The 1,164-nt window shown below is 64.3% G+C and carries 2 protein-coding genes; both read right to left on the bottom strand.

Annotation, left to right across the window (positions count from 1 at the left end; all coding sequences use genetic code 11):
• Positions 1 to 81 precede the first annotated feature (81 nt).
• Positions 82 to 441, bottom strand: a complete 360-nt coding sequence (locus AB4Y84_RS22100; RefSeq protein ID WP_394195833.1) for a bleomycin resistance protein — start codon at positions 439 to 441, stop codon at positions 82 to 84.
• Between the two features lie 137 nt (positions 442 to 578).
• On the bottom strand, positions 579 to 1,164 hold a 586-nt coding region (locus AB4Y84_RS22095), incomplete at its 5' end, for a hypothetical protein (RefSeq protein ID WP_442250989.1).

The following is a 1,164-nucleotide window of genomic DNA, read 5'->3' as shown; positions in this document are numbered from 1 at the left end:
TTGACGATGCCCATGGGCGTTCTCGATTGGGAATATATGAAGCGTATATGAAACGTATACTCCCGCTCAAGCGCGTGGCATTCAGCCAGCGTCGGTGGCGAAGCGCAGGCGGTTGCCATCCGGGTCGACGATCAGCATCTCGCGGCTTCCCCAGTCGGTATCGTGTGGCGGCTGCTCGATGGATACTCCCGCAGCGCTGAACGCGCGGTGCAGGCCATCGACGTCGGTGACGATGAAATACACCGCACCGCCCACCTCGCAGTCGCCGGTGTGTTCGGTCAGGAAGATCGTCTGGCCCTCGCGGGTGAGCTGGGCGAACAGCGGGAAGCCGGGTTCGAAGCGATGCTCCCAGTCGACGAGGAAGCCCAGGCCCTGCACGTAGAAGGGCAGGCTGGTATCGGCATGGCGCATGCGCAGCTGCGGGATGACGGTCTGGGGCATGACGGCGGCTCCGGGGGCGAGAGCCCAGTGTAGAGCCGAGCCATGCTCGGCTATCGCCTTTTGTAGAGTCGAGCCATGCTCGACTCAGGGGACCGCGAACAGAAGCCGAGCATGGCTCGGCGCTAAAAAAAAAGCACTCAGCAGGCAGTCGGCACTGCGGCCATCGCCGCCAGCAGTTCGCGGTTCACCTGCTGGTGCTGCTGCTGCCATGCCGGCAGATCATCGGCGCCGATGTCTGGCTGGCCATCCAGCGACGACAGCCAGCGTTTGAAACGGCTCTGGTAGTTGGGCAGTGATACCTCGCCAGTGATATCGCTGCCCACCAGTCCACCGGTGCGCAGGGCCTCGATCACCATCAGTGCGTGTTCAAGCTGGAAGCGGCCCTGGTCCCAGTTGCTGCGTGCTACCTCTTCAGCGAACACGTCCTTGTCGATCGACAGGTAGGTTGGCTGAGGGGCCTGCGCCTGTTCGGCGGCGAACGCGGCGACCAGGGCCTCGGGATGGTCGAAGCGGCGGAAGGCATCTGCCATGCCCATGCGACCGGCCCAGCCCACATCCACATCCATGCACCAGTAGGTCAGCCGCCGCCCCAGCAGGGGCCGCCAGTGGTTCTCCCACGCGTGGCCCAGGCCGATATCGGCGGAGGTGATGCCCAGCACATGCACATGCGATACCTGCGGCAACGTGGAGGCGGCATTCACCCAGGAACCGCAGTGCATGCCG

Origin of the sequence: Stenotrophomonas sp. 2YAF22, from assembly GCF_052114665.1 — a bacterium.
GTDB classification, from domain to species: Bacteria; Pseudomonadota; Gammaproteobacteria; order Xanthomonadales; family Xanthomonadaceae; genus Stenotrophomonas; species Stenotrophomonas indicatrix.
Note: the sequence above shows the minus strand (reverse complement) of the source record. Positions and strands in the feature narration are given on the sequence as shown.